The following is an 18,699-nucleotide window of genomic DNA, read 5'->3' on the forward strand; positions in this document are numbered from 1 at the left end:
GAGACGACATGGCACAGACCCTCTATGACAAGATCTGGCACAGCCACACCATCACGGTGCCAACGGAAGAGACGCCGCTGCTCTACATTGACCGTCACTTGGTTCACGAGGTGACCTCGCCCCAGGCCTTCGACGGTCTGCGCCAGGCTGGACGCCAGGTCAGGGCGGTCGGCCGCACCCTGGCCACCATGGATCACAACACCTCCACCCGCACCCGCTCCATCGAGGCCCTGCCCCCTCTGGCGCGCACCCAGGTGGAGACCCTGCAGCGCAACTGCGAAGAGTTCGGCATCACCCTGTACGACATCCACCACCAGAACCAGGGGATTGTTCATGTGATGGGGCCGGAGCAGGGCTTTACCCTGCCGGGGACCACCATCGTCTGTGGTGATTCCCACACCGCCACCCATGGTGCGTTCGGCGCCCTGGCGTTCGGCATCGGCACCTCAGAGGTGGAGCATGTGCTGGCCACCCAGACTCTGAGGCAGCGCCGGGCCAAGACCATGCGCATCGAGGTGCGTGGCAAGGTGGCTGAAGGCATCACCGCCAAGGACATCGTGTTGGCGATCATCGGCCGGGTGGGCCATGGCGGCGGTACAGGCTATGTGGTGGAGTTCTGTGGCGAGGCGATTCGAGACCTCTCCATGGAGGGGCGGATGACCGTGTGTAACATGGCCATCGAACTGGGGGCCAAGGCGGGGCTGGTTGCGCCGGATCAGACCACCTTCGACTATCTTAAGGGGCGCCCCATGGCGCCTCAGGGTGAGGCCTGGGAGCAGGCGGTGGCGTTCTGGCAAAGCCTGCACAGCGATGTCGACGCCAGCTTCGATGCCGAGGTGGTGTTGCAGGCCAACGAGATCGCCCCGCAGGTCACCTGGGGCACCAATCCGGGTCAGGTGATCGCCATCGATCAGCCGGTGCCGGCACCGGACAGCTTCGATGAGCTGGTCAGTCGCTCCGCCGCCGAGAAGGCCCTGGCCTACATGGACCTGCAGCCGGGCACGCCCTTGACCCAGGTGGCCATCAACAAGGTGTTTATCGGTTCCTGCACCAACTCCCGTATCGAGGATCTGCGTGCCGCCGCCGCCATTGTTGAGGGCAAGCGGGTGGCCTCCGGGGTAGATGCCATCGTGGTGCCAGGCTCGGGCCTGGTGAAGGCCCAGGCTGAGGCGGAAGGTCTGGATAAGGTGTTTGTCGCCGCCGGATTCGAATGGCGCCTGCCGGGCTGCTCCATGTGCTTGGGGATGAATGATGACCGGCTGGAGGAGGGGGATCGCTGCGCCTCTACCTCCAACCGCAATTTCGAGGGCCGCCAGGGCAGGGGCAGCCGCACCCATCTGGTCAGCCCAGCCATGGCCGCCGCCGCGGCGGTCGCCGGTCACTTTGTCGATATCCGCCAGCTCTAGGAGAACCTAATGCAAGCTTTTACACAACACTCTGGGGTGGCCGCGGTACTCAATCGGGCCAACATCGACACTGACCAGATCATCCCCAAGCAGTTCCTGGCCAAGGTGACCCGGGAGGGGTTTGGTGTTCACCTGTTCCATGATTGGCGTTATCTGGACCATGAAGGCACCCAGCCCAACCCGGATTTTGTCCTGAATCAGCAGCCAGGCAGTGATGCCAGTGTGCTGCTGGCGGGGGAGAACTTCGGTTGTGGTTCCAGCCGGGAACACGCCCCCTGGGCCCTGGCAGACTTCGGCCTGAGGGCGATCATCGCCCCCAGCTTCGCCGACATCTTCTATCAGAACGCCATCAACAATGGCTTGCTGCCCATCACTCTGCCCCAGGGGCAGGTGGAGGCGCTGATGGAGGCCTGTTCAGAGCACTCCGTGGCGATTGATCTGGAGAAGTGTCGGGTTAGCTGTGGTGAGCACAGTTTCGGCTTTGAGATCGATGCCGATGCCAGGCACAACTTGTTGAACGGCCTGGACGCCATTGGCCTGACTCTGGCCCATGATGATGCCATTGCCGACCATGAAGCTCAGCTGCCTGCGTGGAGACAGTGATCGGCTGTACGCTGAAAACAGAGGTGATTCACAGCTCCGACCAGTGTAAAGCCTTTCTAATCAAATATTTAGGTTGGCGAGCCCAATGACCCGAAGCCGACCAGTGAGATCCACTGGCTGGCTTCTATTTTTTTGGCCTACATCAAACTCCTTCCTTCTTGCCTCTATCTTGTTGTTTTTGTTCATTTTGTTTGTTTGTTTGCTGACTGTTTCTGTCGTGATCAGGGTACAGCTGTTTACTGGTGTTCGCCGAAAGCTCTGAATTTCATTGTTGTTTTACGTTAGATCTTCCGCAATCTATCCATGAACCAGGGTTTTTCCGCTTTTCTGGCTGGAGTAATTGCACTATTTTTTCCTCCCCCTAATATGGCCGCGTCTAATAATATCCACACCGAAAATTTTTGGGGAAAGTATGAAGATTCGTGTAGTTGCTGCCCTGGTGGCCGGCGCCCTCGCCGGTCAGGTTCACGCCGCTGGTTTCCAACTGGCTGAGTACTCCGCCACTGGCCTTGGTCGTGCTTTTGCCGGTGAAGCAGCCATTGCTGATAATGCCTCTGCCCAGGGTCGTAACGCCGCCCTGCTGATGCAGCTGGAGGGGCATCAGATCTCCGCAGGTCTCATCTATGTGGATCCCAATATCGATGTGGAAGGCACCACCTCAGTGCCTGCCGCCGGCTTCACCACCCCGGCCAATGCCGATGACATCGCGCCGGCTCAGTGGGTACCCAACTTCTATTACAGCAACCGCCTGAATGATGACTGGGCCATCGGCCTGGCCCTGACCTCCAACTACGGTTTTGCCACCGAGCTGCCGGACACCCATGAAGCGGCGATCTTTGGCTCCGACACCCAGATCACCACCGTGGAGCTGGCACCCAATATAGCCTACAAGCTGAGCGATACCCTGGCCGTGGGCCTGGGTCTGCGCATCGTCTACGGTGAGGGCAAGGTGGAAGGCACAGTGCCAAACTGGGGCGGTAACTTTGGTCTGCCCGTTGGCGCCAAGCTGAAGGCTGTTGAGGGTGACGGCGTAGACTGGGGTTACCAGCTGGGTATGACCTGGGAGCCGGCCAAAGGCCACCGTATCGGCCTGGCCTACCACTCCGAGGTGGAGCTCAAGCTGGAAGGCGATGCAGAAGGCCTGGCCTTTGGCCTGATGCCCGGTCAGAGCAAAGAGGGCAGCCTCAAGCTGCCTCTGCCCGCCTACGCCGAGCTCTCCAGTGTGCACCAGCTGACCGAGGCCCTGTCCGTGCACGGCTCCATCAACTGGACCGACTGGAGTGCCTTCGAGGAGCTGGTGGTGGACTTCCCCGGTGAACCCTCCGATCTGCTGAAGGAGGAGAACTTCAAGGACAACTGGCGTGTTGCCCTGGGCGCCACCTATCAGCTGGACAGCCAGTGGCTGGTACGCGGCGGTGTTGCCCTGGATAAGACTGCGGTAGACGACGAGCACCGCACCCTGAGCATTCCTGATTCCGATCGTCTGTGGTTCTCCTTCGGTGCCGGCTACCAGGCGTCCAAGGATCTGACCCTGGATATGTCCCTGACCTACATCAAGTCTCACGGCGATGCCCCCATCACCGAGAGCGTGGCCCTGAGCGAGCAGGCGGCTGCCGTCTACGAAGGCGAGATCTCCGGTGACGTATGGCTGGCCGGTGTTCAGGCGACCTACCGCTTCTAAGTGGCATCAAATTGAGAAAAAGGGGGCCTGAAGGCCCCCTTTATTATCTCTGCTGTCCAACTTGTGAACCTACTGAATCAACCGCTGCTTCCCCTCTGCGGTGAGAACCTGACCCACCACCTCCATCACCGGGCTCTGAAGACGCCAGCTGTGCCAGTAGAGAGGCACATCGATATGGGCGTCGGACAGCAGCTGCAGCTTTCCCCGAGACAGCGCTTCCTCGACCTGAAGCTCCGGCAACAGGGCATACCCCATGTGGAGCAGCACCGCATCCACAAACCCCTGGGAGGAGGGCAGCTGATGATGGGGAGGGCGGCCAGCGACCTGGGGATAGTGGCGGGCAAAGAAACGGTTGAGCAGTTCATCGTCCCGGCCGTAGGTGAGGGTCGGACAGGCGATCAGCACCTCTTCGGTGAGACCTTGGGCAAAATGGGTCTCGGCGAAGGCGGGCGTCGCCATCAATCGATAACGCAGGGCCCCCAACAGGTGAGAGCGACACCCCTGTACGGCCCGGGCGTGGGAGGCGATGCAGCCGGCGACCTCGCCGCCCCGCAATCGCTCCAGAGTCAGTTCCTCATCCTCCACCGTCAACTGGGCCAGAACGCCGTGCTGCCGGTACAGCTGTGCCAGTGCCGGTGTCAGCCAGGTGGCCAGACTGTCGGCGTTGACCGCCAGCCGCACCGGGGTGTGACTGTCATCCTGCTCCTCGGTCAGGCTGGCGGCCAGAGTGGACTCCATCATCGCCACCTGCTGTTGATGGCGCATCAGTGCCAGGCCAGCCTGGGTGGGACGTATGGGGTGAGCCCGCACCAGCAGGGGCTGTCCCAGTCGCTGTTCCAACAGTTTGACCCGTTGGGAGACTGCCGACTGGGTCAGGCCCAGCTCCTTGGCGGCGTGATCGAAGCTCCCAAGGCGAGCCACAGACGCCATCGCTTCCAACAGCTTGTAATCCAGCATTTGTTAATTAGCTCCGCTAATATTTGATTAGCACTATTAATTTTTGTTAATTCAATCTCCAGCCTACAATCCCAGCCATCGAGTCACAAGCCCTCAGGGTTGCAGTTCAGGAGAAGGGAAGATGGTATCGGCATACATCAATGGTTTGGGAGTAGGAGCGGGGCTTATCATGGCCATCGGCGCTCAGGGTGCCTTTGTGCTCAGTCAGGCGCTGAAGCGCCAGTATCATCTGATGGTGGCCCTGACCTGCACCCTGCTGGATGTGGTGCTTATCGGCCTGGGTGTGGCCGGTGTCGGCGCCCTGATCACCGATACCCCGCAGCTGATGGCCCTGACCCAATATGGTGGTGCGGCCTTCCTGCTGTGGTTTGGCTTCTGCTCTTTGCGACGGGCCCTGGGGGGGCAGCAGGGTATGAAGGCCGGTGAGGCCATCGCCAGTCGCCGCAAAGTGATGGGCACCACCCTGGCGGTGACCCTGCTCAACCCCCACGTCTACCTGGATGCCTTGGTGTTGCTCGGCTCCATCGGTGCCCAGTTCGGAGAGGCGCGCTGGTCTTTTTATGCGGGTACGGTGACGGCTTCCACCCTGTGGTTCGTCGGCCTCAGCCTGGGAGCGGCCAAGCTGGCGCCGGTGCTCTCCTCCCCCAAGGTGTGGCGGGCCATCGACCTGCTGGTGTGGGCGCTGATGTGGTCCATCGCAGTGAAGCTGTTGATGGGGTCCTGAGCCTGGAGACGGAACAGAAAAAGAGGCGCCAGGCGCCTCTTTTGTCGTTTCAAAGCCCCCAACAGGCCAATGTCGGCCTGACAACACCCACAGGGTCACGATTGCTGTTTGCTGATGGAGCATTGCTATCTGTTTCCCTTCAACAGCAAGCAGGCGCGGCGCGCCATTCCACCCCCGATTACAGCCTGTCTGACACCTGCAAATTCAGCTTAACATGGCCGATTATCAGTAGGTTTACCAGTGTGTTACTTGGAGAAATCAGGTTTAAATGGTTGGACTACACGAGCCACGGAGTTTTCTGGTAACCTCGAACTCACTTGCAACAAATCAGTGGCACTCTAGTGACCGGAAAAAGCAGTGGTGACATTCGCAGCAAGCTGGCTCTGCTGCAGCTTGCAAAGGAGCTGGGCAGCATCAGCCGTGCCTGTGACATCATGGGTTACAGCCGGGACAGTTACTACCGCTTTAAACGTCAGTATGAGAAGGCTGGGGAGAAGGGTCTGAAGAACCTATCCCGTAAGAAGCCGGCATTGAAGAACCGGGTTTCGCCCGAGGTGGAGTCCCAGGTCATAGAGATTGCCCTGGATTACCCCAACTATGGCCAGGCCAGGGTCGCCGAACTGCTTACCGCCCGTGGCTGCACCATCTCGCCCTCAGGGGTGCGCGCCATCTGGGTTCGTCACAACCTGGAAACCAAGAAGAATCGGCTGCTGGCTTTGCAGAGTGCCCTGGATCAGCGCAAAGCGCTGGACTCTGAGGCTCGCCGTAAGGCGGAGGCGCTCTGCGAACTGAAGGTGGACCAGGTGGGGGAGTGTCGTTACCCAGGAGAGGTGTGTGTTCAGGACACCTTTAAGTTGGGGGAGATCGGTTGCCTGGGAATGCTGTATCAGCACACCTTCCTCGACGCCTACAGCCAGTACGCCCACGCCTGGATCAGCACCAGCAATGACTCTGCCGCTGCCGGCGAATTCCTGTTGAGCCGGGTGGCCCCCTGGTATCGCCAGCACAGCCTGCCCATTGCTAATCTACTGACCGATAAAGGGGCAGAGTTTTTCGGTGGCAAGAGCCTGCCTTACCAGAATGCCATCGATGAGTTGGAGTGTAATCACATCCATATGCGGGCCTACAATGGTCCTGTGGTCAATGGTCTGGGGGCCCGTTTCCATACTCTGATCTGGAACGAGCTCTATGAACCCCTGTTCAAGGCCCAGAGGTATGAAGAGTTGGTACCGGTTCAACAGAAGCTGGATGAGTGGCTGGCCAGGTACAACCAGCAGTTTTCCGTGGCCGGGCGTTACACTTTGGGTAAAACCCCCTCCGAGACCCTGGCGGTCAGCCGCCACCTAATCCCCAGTCGGTGACGGCTGGGGTCTTTAGTCCATCACCTGCTCATATCGGATGGTCTCCACAGTTTGGTGATCTGCCATGCCAGTCTGAGATCCACAGGATAAAAAAGGGGAGCCGGTCGGCTCCCCTTTTTAGTTAACTATCAGCTATTTCTGCTCTTTGCCCAGCACATAGTGCTCGAACCAGGCCAGGTCCCACCCCATCTTGGTCTTGCGGTGGGAGTACTTGCTCAGGCCGTGGCCTTCACCTGGGTAGATCACCAGTTCGGTGGGTACGTTCAGGTAATGGCGCAGGGTGCGGTAGAGCCCCTTGGCGTGAGGGGCAGGTACCCGTTCGTCGTTCTCACCCATGTGAATCAGGGTGGGCGTACGGATGTCGCCGGCGTGGCTCAGGCTGGAACCATGGGTGTAGGCCTCGGGCTTCTCCCAGGGCAGCCCCTCCATGTAGTTGAGCACGTGCCCCGGGGTGTCCTCCAGCAGCCATTGCAGACGCTGATCGAACACACCGGCACCGGAGCTGGCCGCCTTGTAGCGGGTGTTGGTGCTGATCAGGGCGTTGGTCAGGTAGCCACCGTTACTCCACCCCATCACCGCCAGCTTGTCAGCGTCGGCGATCCCCTCTTTGATCAGGGCATCCACACCGGCTTCGATATCTTTCACTTCGATGTCGTGCTCGTTGCCGATGAGATCCACCAGGAACTTGTCACCATAGCCGGTGGAGCCGCGGTAGTTGGGAGAGAGCAGCGCCCAGCCCTTGGCGGCAAAGGTCGCGCGTCCGTAGGAGCGGTGTGCCAGGGCGTAGGGGGTGGCGGCAGTAGGACCACCGTGGATCTGTACCACCAGAGGCAGAGGGCCGTCAGACTTCTTGTAGCCTGGGGGCAGTTCCAGAATCCCCTCGACTGTGCTGCCATCTGGTGCGGTCCACTGGTAGCGACTGATCTGAGGCAGCTTCCAGTCGTCGGACTGGGGGTTGATGTTGGTTACCCGGTGAGGGGTTTTACCCACTTTGCCCTGGTACAGGTCATAGAAGTGATCCAGGGCGTTGTGGCTCATCACCATGGTTTTGCCGCGGCCATCGAAGGCGTAGCTGCCCACCACATAGTCGCCCTTGGTCAGGGTGCGGGTCTTGCCCTGCTTGCCGTCGTCAATGTCGGTACAGAACAGCTTGACTGAGCCCTGCTCGGCGCCTCGGTAGCACAGCTCATCGGAGCCGGGCAGCCACTGGCTGTCGCTGCCGTTGAGGGTGGCCTTGCCGGGACGCTTCATGTCCAGCTGCCACTCAACCTTCATCTTATCATCCAGTTGGGCGACGAACATCTGACCCGGGTGACCATCGAAGTCGATGCGCCAGGCCAGCTTGTCGCCATCCGGGCTCCACTTGGGGTGCATCAGCCAGCCGTAGGGAGAGGGCGCCTGCTCACGCCAGGCACTGTCTTCCAGCACCAGGTTGCTGCCCTTGGCGATGTCATACACCTCGACACTGGACCAGCCCTCGAGGAAGATCAGTTCGTTGTCCGTGGTGGTTACCCGGGCCAGACGCTTACCGTCGGCGCTGATGTCGAAGTCCCACACCACCTTATCGTCGTCCAGCACCAGTTCCTGGCGGAAGTTTTGCAGGTCCAGCTTATAGAGAGGGTTCACCTTGACGGTGCCGTGACCGTAGTCCGGTCCCTTGTTGGCACTGCGGTGCTTGGTGAAGGTGTCTTGCTCGGTGTGGTCACGTACCCCGGTGAACCACAGCTGACCGTCTGCCAGCTCAAAGTGGCGTACCCCCTTCACTTCACGGGTCAGCGGCACCGCTTCGCCCCCGGCCAGGGGCATACGGAACACCTGGGATTTGCCGTTGTAGGGAGGCTGCTTGCCTTCGCCCCGCTTCTCTGCCCTCAGGAAGTAGAGGTATTTGCCGGCCGCATCGATCCTTGGCTGGGATTCACGCTCGGGAGTGAAGGTGAGGCGCTCGGGCATCTGGCTGCCCAATTGCACCCGCCACAGGTCGTTGAGGCTCTTGTCAGCCGCTTCGTCCCAGTAGCTCTGGACCCAGACAGCCTGCTTGCCATCGCTGCTCAGCTGTACCTGGCTCATGCCGTTGATGGTAAAAAAGTCGTCCAGGGTGATGTCGTGGTGACGTTCGGCCAGGGCGGGTTGGGCAAACAGGGCCGCCGCGATTGCCGCGGGGAGCCATCCTCTCTTCATGGGTCGTGTCCTTGTTGTGATTGTTGCCGTTGAGCTTACCCAAATCTTCCGCCCCAGAGTAGGGGCGATAAGGGGATTTTTGCCAAAGGGTTAAACAGTCAGGGCGACCCTGTGTTTGTTTGAGTGAAAGGCCGGTAGGTTCAGACTGGATTTAGGGTAGAGACTTACTGCCCCGGTGAGGAGACTTCGGGCAAAAAAGGGCGCCAATTGGCGCCCTTTTGCGTATCAGGGTTGCAGCGGCCTTGGCCGGTTGCGGCGACGTCGGTTGGCCTGCATAGGGGGGCGTTCCGGCACCGGTCGACGGCTGTCGGCGATATGCTGGATGGCCGCCAGGGGGTGGCGCAGGATCATCCTGGGACCGGCGTAGCGCATGATCACCCTGGCCTGCTGACGCTCGGCCGGCTTGTAGCAGTGGATCGGGCAGTTACCGCAGGTGGGCTTTTCCCCGCCATAGGGGCAGCGGTCCAGCTTCTTCTCGGCGTAGGCCAGCAGCTCGTCGCACTCGGGACACAGGTCCGATTGCGCTTCGTTATCGCTGCAGTTGGCCCGACAGTAGAGTCGGGTCATCTTGGCCATGGTCTGGTACTCACGGGCCAGCCGCCCGGTCAGAAACTCGCTTTTCATCCAATACCCCGGTTCATTGCTCAGGTATGGTGGTATCTTAAAAAAGCATCGACAATGCCTCTACAGCCTTAGGTCAGATCTGCGAAGGGGATCAAATATGGATCACCTTGTCACTGCCGAGGGTCCACTGGCTCAGCTCCACCAGGGTGCCGATCTTCACCCCGGGGATCAGTCGCTCTTCGGAGATGCCACGGGCTTCGACGCAGGTTTTGCACAGGCTGACCGGCACGTCCTGGGCCATCAGCAGCTCCAGCATCTGACCGATGTGGTAGCTGAGATCCGGGGTGCTCTGGCCGGACAGGGCGGCGCCCACGGCGTCGGACATCAGGAACAGACGTTGTTGAATCGGTGTGTCGGCGTGCTCCTGCAGGGCCAGGGCGATGCGCAGGGCGTTGTAGAGCTTTTCGGAGCCGTAGGGGCTGTCGTGGGCCACCATCAGGATAGAGGTCATGGTCACTCCAGTTGGGAAAACAGATCTCGCTATTGTGACAGAGGGATAAGGGAGAAAGTGTGCTGAAGCTAACACCGGGAATCAATCAGGCGGTGGCCGGGCTGGCCGAGGAGGTCCGGCCCGTGCCTCTGGCGAACCCGATTTTGCTCGGGTGGAGTGAGCAGATGGCATCCACCCTGGGGCTGAGGGAATGCAGCGAATCAGTGTTGCGCCAACTCAACGGAGAGGGCCCCTTTGCACTGGCGCCCACCGCCCAGGTCTACTCTGGCCACCAGTTTGGCGGCTATACCCCCAGGCTGGGGGATGGCCGGGGCTGCCACCTTGGGGAGCTCAATGGCTGGGAGCTGTTTCTCAAGGGCAGTGGCCCCACTCCCTATTCAAGGGGAGGAGACGGGCGGGCGGTGATCCGCTCGGCGGTGCGGGAGTTCCTCGCCAGTGAAGCCCTGCATCACCTGGGGATCTCCACCTCCCGGGCCCTGGCGGTGCTGGCCTCGGACACGCCGGTGTTTCGCGAGCAGCCCGAGCGCGGTGCCATCACCGTCAGGGTGACGCCCAGCCATTTGAGGTTCGGTCATTTCGAGTATTTCCGCCACAGCCAGCAGCCTAAGCCGCTGCAGGCGCTGCTCGATTACGCCCTGACCCGCTATTTCCCCCAGTGTCAGCAACAGTCGGACCCGGTGGCGGCCCTGTTTCTCGAGGTCACTGGCCGAACCGCCGACACCATCGCCGACTGGCAGGCGGCCGGCTTTGCCCACGGCGTACTCAACAGCGACAACATGTCCCTGCTCGGGGAGACCTTTGACTATGGTCCCTTTGCCTTTATGGACCGCTGCGATCCCGGCTTTGTCTGCAATCACTCGGATCACTATGGCCGTTACGCCTTCGATCAGCAGCCGGGCATCGGTTGGTGGAACCTGCAGCGCCTGGCGTTGGCCTTGAGTGATCATCTGGACAGCGAGGTGATGCCTCAGGCACTGGAGCTGTACCAGAGTCGGCTGACCGCCCGTTACCTGTGGCGGATGGAAGCCAGGCTGGGCCTGGGAGGGGAGGGCGATCTTCAGGCCAGGCTGGACAGGGTGTCTGCCCTGGTGGGGATGATGCAAAGAACCGGGGTGGATTACCATACCACCCTGAGGCTGTTTGCCCGGCTCAATCCTCAGGGAGAGGGGGGTGAGCTGCAGGTCCGCCTCGGCGCCGACGATGCCTGGTTACAGTGGTGGCAGCAGTACCAGCAGGCCCTCTCCTTCGGTAAGCTTGATGCCTGGCAACAGGCTCGGGCCGGAGCCAATCCAGCGGTGGTGTTGCGCACCCATCTGGCCCAGGCGGCGATCGAGGCGGCAGAGCGGGATGACGCCGGACCGTTAATGGATTTGCATCGGGCCCTGTGTCATCCCTATGATGACCATCCCGAGACACCCCACTACACCGAGGATCCCCCTTCATGGGCCAGCAGCATCACCCTCTCCTGCTCCAGCTAGGCAGCGCTCACTTCGATGCCGGCGCGGGGCAACTGCGCTGGCAGGCCAGTCTGACCGAGTCGGGCCTGGCGGACCTTGTCACCCAACTGGCGAGGGCCCTGGATTGCCGTATCGGCGAACATCAGTGGGGGGCGGATCGTCACTGCTGGTCCCTGGAGTTTGAAGGGGCCCGGCTGCGGCTTCAGTATGAGGCACTGTGCGACAGCCTCTGGCTGGAGGCGGAACGCCCCCAAGAGGCGGACGTCGTCGCTTTCCTGGCGCAACTTTGGAATCACCAATGACCCAAGCCCAATTTGATTTTCACTCCCTGGGACCGGACTGCATCCTCAATGCGGTGGAGTCCATGGGGATCTACCCCGAGACCGGCCTGCTGCCGCTGAACAGCTACGAGAACCGGGTCTACCAGTTCCGGGCCGAGGATGGCCGTCGTTATGTGGTCAAGTTCTACCGCCCCCAGCGCTGGACCCAGGCGGCGATCCTGGAGGAGCATGCCTTTTCCCATGAGCTGGCCGATGCCGAGGTGCCGGTGGCCGCCCCATTGCGCATCGACGGGGAGACCCTGTTTGAGCATCAGGGGTACCGCTTTGCCCTGTGGGACAGCATCGGCGGCCGGGAGTTTGAGGTGGACAACCTGGAGCAGCTGGAGCAGGTGGGGCAGTTTCTCGGTCGCTTGCATCAGGTGGCCCGCGGGGGGCAGTTTGCCCACAGGGCGCCGCTCAACATCGATACCCACGGTCATCAGCCTCGTCAGGTGCTGGAGCAACAGGCGCAGCTGCCCGGTCACATCGAGACCGCCTTCTTTACCGTGCTGGACCAGGTGCTGGCACAGGTGGCTCAGGCCCCCTGGGACCAGGCTCAGCAGCGGCTTCACGGGGATATGCACCCTGGCAACATTCTTTGGACACCCGATGGACCGGGGTTTGTGGATCTGGATGACGCCCGAACCGGTCCGGCGGTACAAGACCTGTGGATGATGCTCTCCGGCGAACGCAGTCAAAGAGTGATGCAGTTGGACATTTTGCTGGAAGGATATGAAACTTTTTGCGACTTCAACCACTCAGAGTTACAGCTGGTGGAGCCACTGCGGGCGCTGAGAATGATCCACTACCTCTCCTGGTTGACCCTGAGATGGAGTGACCCGGCCTTTCCCCGCAACTTTCCCTGGTTCGGCACCGGTCGATTCTGGGAGGAACAGGTGCTGGCGCTCAAGGAGCAGCTGGCGGCCCTGCAGGAGCCGGCGCTGTCACTGACTCCGGGCTATTAGTTTGTCCCGGGCTGTGGCACAGTAGTTGCCAATTTAACCCTTTGAATCAGAGTAGAGATTATGAAGAAACTATTCGCCATCCTCTTCGCCTTGGTGCTGGCCCCCATGGCCATGGCCGCCCAGTTTGAAGAGGGGACCCACTACAAGGTGGTCAGCCAGGCCAAGGTGCAGGGCCAGCCAACGGTTACCGAGTTTTTCTCCTTCTACTGCCCCCACTGCTACACCTTTGAGAAGGTGCACCTGCCCAACCTGAAGAAGGGTCTGGACGACGGGATCAAGTTTGAGCAGAAGCACGTGGACTTCATCGGCGGCCCCATGGGCGTGGAGATGACCAAGGCCCTGGCGGTGATGCAGACCCTCAAGGTGGGTGACCAGGTGAAGACCCCCCTGTTCTCCGCCATTCACGATGCCCGTAAGCAGTTCTCCACCGGTGCCGATGTGAAGCAGCTGTTTGTGGACAATGGCGTTGACGGCGATAAGTACGATAAGGCGATGAACAGCTTTATGGTGAACGCCAAGGTGAAGAAGTGGAAGAAGGAGCAGATCGACTCCGGTATCCGCGGTGTACCCGCGCTGATCGTCAACGGCAAGTACCAGGTGGAGATGGGCAGTCTGGAGAGTGCCGAGCAGCTCAGCGAGTTGGTTAACTACCTGGCCAAGAAGCAGGACTGAGACTCAGCCTGACCGGTTTGACAGGGCGCCTTGGGGCGCCCTTTTTGTTAATGGATGTTTCTGCATAATGTATACACATCTCAATAACAAAAAAAAGATCGGTGAATCACCGATCAAAAAAGGCGGACCCGACTCCACGGCCTCTCAGCCCCATACCCCTCGAGGCGCAGTACTGACTGCCGGTGCCCGCGGTTAGGAACACTGCGCCAAGCAAGGTAACAAAGTTGCAACATCTTGCCAAATGAGGAGGCGTCAAATTATCGCTACGGATCCCTTTGGGCTAATCTGATCGCAGTACGTTGTATTGCGTATAAAACCAAATACAATTGCGGCGGTCTGATAGTTTGCGTCAGTCAGAATATAACAAGGAATTTGACGGTGAGAATTTTCCCAATCTACGCACCAAGGATGATTGCTAAGCACGCCAGGGTGTTCAGGGATGGAGTGGTGCTGGTAAAACACATTGGTCGGCTGGAGTTCAAAGCGGGGCGTTTCATCATGCCCAGACACTCGCTGCCCAAGGTGAGAGATGTGATCAATGAATTGAACGGACTGCTGCAGCCAGAACCCGCAGCAGCCGGATAAAGGTTTAGGCCAGCTCGCTCAGCCCCGGAGCGGGCTGATTGCTGTCATCAGCCTGGGACAGGCGATTCAGCAGGCCCTCTGCCTTGCTGTTCCAGGCTTGCAACTGCTGCTCCAGGTCTCGGTTGCGCGCTTCCAGTTCTGCCGCCTTCTCTGCCATCTCCTGGGCACGGCCGCGCTCCTCCTCCAGCTCCATCTGCTGAAGTTCAATGGTCTCAAGCGCACTCTGAACGCGAGACTCCAATTTATCTAATAGATCTAAGCTCATAGGACTTTACTGCATAAGGGGTTGAACAGAGTCCGATTCTAGCAGTGCCCGGGGCACTGATCACGGTATTTCGCCCCTCTCCCTTGCCTTTAGTGGCCGGATCTGCTGGTTGCGGCGCGTCCTGTAGCCAGAATCGCCCAAAATTTCCTCAACCCATAAAAAATGCCCACACAGGTGGGCATTGTCGGTGAGATGATGATGAAACCTGTGGGGGCATCCTGCCCCGGGGTTATTTGCGCTTGAGCTCGGGGTATTTGAACTCGTGGCAGTTGTTGCAGTACACCTCGGTCTTCTTGTGCTGAGCGTGACAGTAGACACAACTCAGATCCTGACCATAGTGCAGGCTGTCATGGGGGTTGGGCTCGTAGGCGGCGCCGTGACCCGGACGTTCGGTCTCCTCGGCCAGATCCTCCTTGCTGCCGTGGCAGGTCAGGCAGGCGTCCTCATCCGGGATGGTGTAGGGCTTGCTGTCACCGTGGCAACTGCTGCACTCCACGTTGCCTTTGTCGTCGCTGAAGATCTCCTTGTGATAGGACTTCAGCGGCATCTTGGCGGCCATGGCCGGCAGCGACAGGCCGACGATGGCGGCCATCAACAGGGCGGCCAGGGAGGGGATGGTTTTGGTCATGGTGGCTCTTTTCATGGTTTGGGTACTCCTCAGGCCAGCTTCAGGGAAACGGCGTCAGCCTTGGCGGCGCTGCGAGCGGCGTTGCGGCCGGTCACAACCCCTTCGGCCACGGCGCAGGCACCCAGTCGGGAGGCGCCGTGGATGCCACCGGTGGCTTCACCGGCGGCGAACAGGCCTGGAATCGGTTTGTCGGAGATCAGGTGCAGTACCTGGGAGTGGGTGTTCACCCGAACGCCCCCCATGCAGTAGTGCACCTTGGGCCACATGCGTACCGCGTACCAGGGGCCTTGGGTCAGTTCGAACGCCTTCATCAGAGGACGACCAAACTGCTTGTCCTCACCGTCGCGCACATACTGGTTCCACTGGGCTACCTGGGCCTTCAGTTTCTCCGCTGGGATGCCATAGAGGCCAGCCAGCTCATCCAGGGTATCCGCCTTCTTAATCACGTCGTACTTCAGGCCCCACTCCAGAGTCTGCGCCTTGGCCGCGCCCTTCTCATTGGTGAAACCGACGGGGTAAACCGGCTGACCCTGCGCGTCACGGCGAGTCATGATCGCTTCCGCTCGGGCCTTACGATCCGCCAGTTCATTGAAGAAACGCTCACCGGTGCGAACGTCGACCACAATGCCGTTCTGATAGGTGGCCGCGGTGTTGAACTGGGAGGCGGTACCGAAACCCTTTTCATCGGGGGAGGACCAGGGACCCAGTTGGATCTGGTCCAGGTGGATGGGGTTGGCACCGATCAGCATCATCTGCTTGAGGGCGTCGGCATTGGCGCCAGGGTGATTGGTGGAGTCCAGCTCCGAGGTGAGCCTGGGTTGCTGCATCTGGCGGAAGGGGATGTCCCGGCCGAAACCACCGGTGGCCATGATCACTCCTTGGCGGGCACCCAGCAGTTTGTCCTTGCCGGTGCGCTCCTTGGGGAAGAAGTAACCGCTCTTGACCTTCACGCCGATCACCCGGTGTTGCTCATCCTGGACGAAGGAGATCAGTTTGGTCTGCTTGTACATGGTGACGCCTGCCTTCTTCGCCGCAGCGATCAGGGGACGAATGATGCCGGCACCGGAGCTCTCCCTGGTTTGCAAGACCCGGGGGACGGAGTGACCACCGAAATGCTGGACGAAGGGTTTCCATACGGTGCCGTAGCTCTCCAACCAGCGGGCAGACTCTGCGGTACCGTCGCACACCAGTTTCAGCATCTCGGCATCGTTCATGCCGCGACCGGACTTGAGCATGTCGGACACCATCAGCTCTACGCTGTCCTCAATGCTGGATTTGGCCTGGAGGCCGGAGCTGGCTACGGCCATGGCACCACCGTTGATGGTGGAGTTGCCGCCAAACACCGGCATCTTGTCGATGACCAGCACCTTGGCACCCTCTTCGGCGGCCTGGACGGCGGCTGACATGCCGGCAAAGCCGGAGCCGACCACGATGATGTCAAAGATCTCGTCAAACTTGGGGCTGGGGGAGGAGGTCGCGGCGGCGCTGGGGCCGGCGACCATCAGGCCGCCCACGCCGGCAGCCAGGGCGGCACCCTGCTTCAGCAGCGCCCGGCGTGAGGTGTTGGTGTTGTGTTGGTGACTCATAGTTAATTCTCCAGTGCACCTTGGCATAGTGATGCCTCAACACTGCAGCGGTCGTGCCACCCTGACCTGAAGCAGGGAAAAGGCCCGGATTCATGAGCCGCCCCTCATAAGCACGAAATGTCGGCTTGAGGCGCTACGAAATATGGTGACTGGTTACGAGTTGTTGGAGTGGTTTTCGTAAGATATGGCCAGGATGGGAAAGTTTCTTTTCTGTTGCGGGTGGTTGTTTGCGATTGCGATCTGTGAATTACGACATTTGGTAAATGCGAAACACGCAAAAGCCGGCCCTGGGGCCGGCTTTTCAAGGGTGAGAGAACCCTTAGTAGGCTTTCACAAACTCGGAAGAGGCCTGGAAGTCAGGAGTGTAAGGGCGATCCTTATCCACGAACTTAACCAGTTTGCGGTACTCCTTGTACATCTCGCCGGTGTCTTTACCCAGTTTCAGCATGGGGTTACCCATCTTACGCAGGTCGATGGCCTGGGCAGAGTGGAACAGCTCGAGGCCGAAGATGTAGCTCATGTTGTCGGCAATCTGGATCAGGTTGTCGGAAGCCAGCTTCAGGTTGGTGAAGGTGTCTTCGATGTTACCGGCGATGGCTACACCTTCGAAGCTGACAGGCTGAGCCAGTTGCTTGTTGCGTACGTGCAGATCCACGTAAGCCTTTTGAACCGCACCGAAGGCGTGACCCATGTTACCTGGCGCAGTCAGGAAACGGGGCAGGTGGGTGAAGTGGTCGTCAGACAGTCGGGTGGTGCGCATTACAGAGTTATGGGACACCTGGGTCATGGCCACACTCAGCTGCTGTACCGCCATGGCGACGGGCAGAGGGTTGAAGTTGGTGGTGGGGAACACACCGCCCTTGCCATCGATCAGGTATTTGGCGACCTGAGGCTTGTTAACGTACTCCTTGCCTGGGTTCAGCACCACGGCTGGGTTATCGTCAGAGGCGTTGATGTGGATGCTCAGCATCTTCTCCAGCTCGTCTGCCGCCTTTTCAGCCATGGCAAAGGTGTAGCCAGAGGTGCGGAAAGAGAGAGGGTCCTGCAGAGGACGATCCTTGTTCAGCTCCCACAGGTAGGAACCGTCCAGCTTGTTCAGGATGGTGTCGGCAGTGGCCTGAACATAGGGGAAAGGACGCACGTCGTTGGTCTGAGGCAGGAAGGGGGCAACGTTACCGTTCAGGCCTTCCAGAGACAGACCAAACAGGGTGGGGGCCACGTCCAGAACCTGTTCGGAGTCCTTCAGGGCCTGCATGGCGTAGGCGGTTGCGAAGGAGTTGTTGGAGAGGATGGAAAGGGCGTCCTTACCGATGGGGGACAGAGGCTTGATGCCCGCCTTCTTCATCGCCTTGGAGGAGCTCATTCGCTCGCCCTTGTAGTACACGTCCCACTCACCCAGCATGGCCAGGCCTACGTGAGAGGCCATCAGGATGTCCGCTTCGCCAACGGTGCCCTTGGAGGGAACCACGGGAACGATGTCGTTATCCAGGTAGGCTTCATAGAGATCGGCAACCACCGGCTGCACACCGGTCTGACCATGCAGCAGGGTGTTCAGACGGACCACCATGCCCAGGCGAACCAGCTCGGCTGGCATGGGCTCACCGACACCGGCGGAGTGGGCACGCAGGGCGTTGTACTGGAATTCACGAGACGCCTTCAGAGCTTCTTCGGTCATTTCGCCGGAAGCGTCGAACAGCTTGTGGTCCTTGTTCAGGCCCACACCTACGGTCAGGCCGTAAACGGGCTTGCCCAGGCGTGCGGCGGTCATCAGGGTGTCGAAGGCTTTGTCCAGACGCTTGTGGGCTTTCTTGGCGATGTCCACGTTGGCGTCGCCTTTGGCGATGGCCCACGCCTGATCAAGGGTCATGTCGAAACCGTTCAGGGCGATGGTATCCTTGGCCAGGGCGCTGCCAGCGCTCAGGCTAAGGGCAAGGGCAAGTGCGACTTTACTCGTTACAGCTTTCACTTCACTATCTCCAGCTTATCTATTGTTAGTCTGCGATGGACAGGGGGTTTCCCTCGTCTCTTGCCCTGTGGTTGCAGCTAGTGTGCCAGCCGTGCCAAAGGGGGGGTTTGGCCGCAGAACTATGATCGGCGGCCCCAAGCTACGATATATCGTACATTCATTTACTGGATATCGTGGTTATCTACGAAATCTAACCAAGGGCTTCTTTGGGTTGAGAGTGTGGCATCGTCACACTAAAGGAATAAGATGTCTCGGCCTAAGGATGTGAAC

At 59.9% G+C, this 18,699-nt stretch carries 18 protein-coding genes; 10 read left to right on the forward strand and 8 right to left on the reverse strand.

Annotated elements, in window-relative coordinates; translation table 11 throughout:
* Positions 1-8 precede the first annotated feature (8 nt).
* The 3 genes from leuC (at position 9) to ACN0RV_RS00930 (ending at position 3,690) form a co-directional block, all read left to right on the forward strand.
* Positions 9-1,406, forward strand: coding sequence for a 3-isopropylmalate dehydratase large subunit (gene leuC, locus ACN0RV_RS00920; protein ID WP_417344738.1), 1,398 nt, complete (start codon positions 9-11; stop codon positions 1,404-1,406).
* Positions 1,407-1,415: 9 nt separating this feature from the next.
* Positions 1,416-2,009, forward strand: a complete 594-nt coding sequence (leuD, locus tag ACN0RV_RS00925) for a 3-isopropylmalate dehydratase small subunit (RefSeq protein ID WP_417344740.1) — start codon at positions 1,416-1,418, stop codon at positions 2,007-2,009.
* A gap of 412 nt (positions 2,010-2,421) precedes the next feature.
* A complete protein-coding gene (locus ACN0RV_RS00930) occupies positions 2,422-3,690 on the forward strand; it encodes an outer membrane protein transport protein (protein ID WP_417344742.1) in 1,269 nt (422 codons plus the stop codon).
* Positions 3,691-3,759: 69 nt separating this feature from the next.
* Here the strand turns inward: ACN0RV_RS00930 and ACN0RV_RS00935 are convergent, their stop codons facing one another.
* Positions 3,760-4,647, reverse strand: coding sequence for a LysR family transcriptional regulator ArgP (locus ACN0RV_RS00935; protein ID WP_417344744.1), 888 nt, complete (start codon positions 4,645-4,647; stop codon positions 3,760-3,762).
* Positions 4,648-4,768: 121 nt separating this feature from the next.
* Between ACN0RV_RS00935 and ACN0RV_RS00940 the strand changes: the two genes are divergently transcribed.
* Together ACN0RV_RS00940 and ACN0RV_RS00945 are read left to right on the forward strand one after the other, a co-directional pair.
* The gene (locus ACN0RV_RS00940; protein WP_417344745.1) at positions 4,769-5,371 is read left to right on the forward strand and encodes a LysE/ArgO family amino acid transporter; all 603 of its coding nucleotides are present in this window, start codon (positions 4,769-4,771) and stop codon (positions 5,369-5,371) included.
* Positions 5,372-5,712: 341 nt separating this feature from the next.
* Positions 5,713-6,732, forward strand: coding sequence for a helix-turn-helix domain-containing protein (locus ACN0RV_RS00945; RefSeq protein ID WP_417344747.1), 1,020 nt, complete (start codon positions 5,713-5,715; stop codon positions 6,730-6,732).
* A gap of 132 nt (positions 6,733-6,864) precedes the next feature.
* On the opposite strand, the gene ACN0RV_RS00950 is transcribed toward ACN0RV_RS00945, so the two are convergent.
* The 3 genes from ACN0RV_RS00950 to ACN0RV_RS00960 all read right to left on the reverse strand — a co-directional run bounded on the left by ACN0RV_RS00950 (position 6,865) and on the right by ACN0RV_RS00960 (position 9,985).
* The gene (locus ACN0RV_RS00950; RefSeq protein ID WP_417344749.1) at positions 6,865-8,910 is read right to left on the reverse strand and encodes a S9 family peptidase; all 2,046 of its coding nucleotides are present in this window, start codon (positions 8,908-8,910) and stop codon (positions 6,865-6,867) included.
* 225 nt (positions 8,911-9,135) lie between these two features.
* Entirely contained in the window at positions 9,136-9,534 is a 399-nt protein-coding gene (locus ACN0RV_RS00955; RefSeq protein WP_417344751.1) for a nitrous oxide-stimulated promoter family protein, read from the reverse strand.
* 91 nt (positions 9,535-9,625) lie between these two features.
* Positions 9,626-9,985, reverse strand: coding sequence for a DsrE/DsrF/TusD sulfur relay family protein (locus ACN0RV_RS00960; protein ID WP_417344753.1), 360 nt, complete (start codon positions 9,983-9,985; stop codon positions 9,626-9,628).
* Between the two features lie 59 nt (positions 9,986-10,044).
* Here ACN0RV_RS00960 and ACN0RV_RS00965 point away from each other — a divergent pair, with 59 nt between their 5' ends.
* The 5 genes from ACN0RV_RS00965 to ACN0RV_RS00985 all read left to right on the forward strand — a co-directional run bounded on the left by ACN0RV_RS00965 (position 10,045) and on the right by ACN0RV_RS00985 (position 13,984).
* Positions 10,045-11,463: a protein adenylyltransferase SelO gene (locus ACN0RV_RS00965; protein WP_417344754.1), complete on the forward strand. Its 1,419-nt coding sequence runs from the start codon at positions 10,045-10,047 to the stop codon at positions 11,461-11,463.
* The gene (locus ACN0RV_RS00970) at positions 11,427-11,744 is read left to right on the forward strand and encodes a DUF3630 family protein (protein ID WP_417344756.1); all 318 of its coding nucleotides are present in this window, start codon (positions 11,427-11,429) and stop codon (positions 11,742-11,744) included. The genes ACN0RV_RS00965 and ACN0RV_RS00970 overlap by 37 nt, the downstream gene beginning before the upstream one ends.
* Positions 11,741-12,727 (forward strand): serine/threonine protein kinase, encoded by a 987-nt coding sequence (locus ACN0RV_RS00975; protein WP_417344758.1) that lies wholly within the window; start codon positions 11,741-11,743, stop codon positions 12,725-12,727. Before ACN0RV_RS00970 ends, ACN0RV_RS00975 begins: the two co-directional genes overlap by 4 nt.
* A gap of 60 nt (positions 12,728-12,787) precedes the next feature.
* Positions 12,788-13,399, forward strand: coding sequence for a thiol:disulfide interchange protein DsbA/DsbL (locus tag ACN0RV_RS00980; protein WP_417344760.1), 612 nt, complete (start codon positions 12,788-12,790; stop codon positions 13,397-13,399).
* A gap of 378 nt (positions 13,400-13,777) precedes the next feature.
* A complete protein-coding gene (locus tag ACN0RV_RS00985; RefSeq protein WP_028107889.1) occupies positions 13,778-13,984 on the forward strand; it encodes a DUF1107 family protein in 207 nt (68 codons plus the stop codon).
* A 4-nt stretch (positions 13,985-13,988) separates the two neighbouring features.
* Here ACN0RV_RS00985 and ACN0RV_RS00990 read toward each other — a convergent pair whose 3' ends face one another.
* The 4 genes from ACN0RV_RS00990 to ACN0RV_RS01005 form a co-directional block, all read right to left on the reverse strand.
* Positions 13,989-14,249, reverse strand: a complete 261-nt coding sequence (locus tag ACN0RV_RS00990) for a cell division protein ZapB (protein WP_417344762.1) — start codon at positions 14,247-14,249, stop codon at positions 13,989-13,991.
* A gap of 229 nt (positions 14,250-14,478) precedes the next feature.
* The gene (locus tag ACN0RV_RS00995; protein WP_417344764.1) at positions 14,479-14,892 is read right to left on the reverse strand and encodes a cytochrome c3 family protein; all 414 of its coding nucleotides are present in this window, start codon (positions 14,890-14,892) and stop codon (positions 14,479-14,481) included.
* A gap of 14 nt (positions 14,893-14,906) precedes the next feature.
* Positions 14,907-16,463, reverse strand: coding sequence for a flavocytochrome c (locus ACN0RV_RS01000; protein ID WP_417344766.1), 1,557 nt, complete (start codon positions 16,461-16,463; stop codon positions 14,907-14,909).
* Between the two features lie 319 nt (positions 16,464-16,782).
* Positions 16,783-18,429, reverse strand: coding sequence for an HAL/PAL/TAL family ammonia-lyase (locus tag ACN0RV_RS01005; protein WP_417344768.1), 1,647 nt, complete (start codon positions 18,427-18,429; stop codon positions 16,783-16,785).
* Positions 18,430-18,699: the final 270 nt, after the last annotated feature.

The sequence above is a fragment of the Ferrimonas sp. genome, assembly GCF_048263965.1.
GTDB lineage: Bacteria > Pseudomonadota > Gammaproteobacteria > Enterobacterales > Shewanellaceae > Ferrimonas.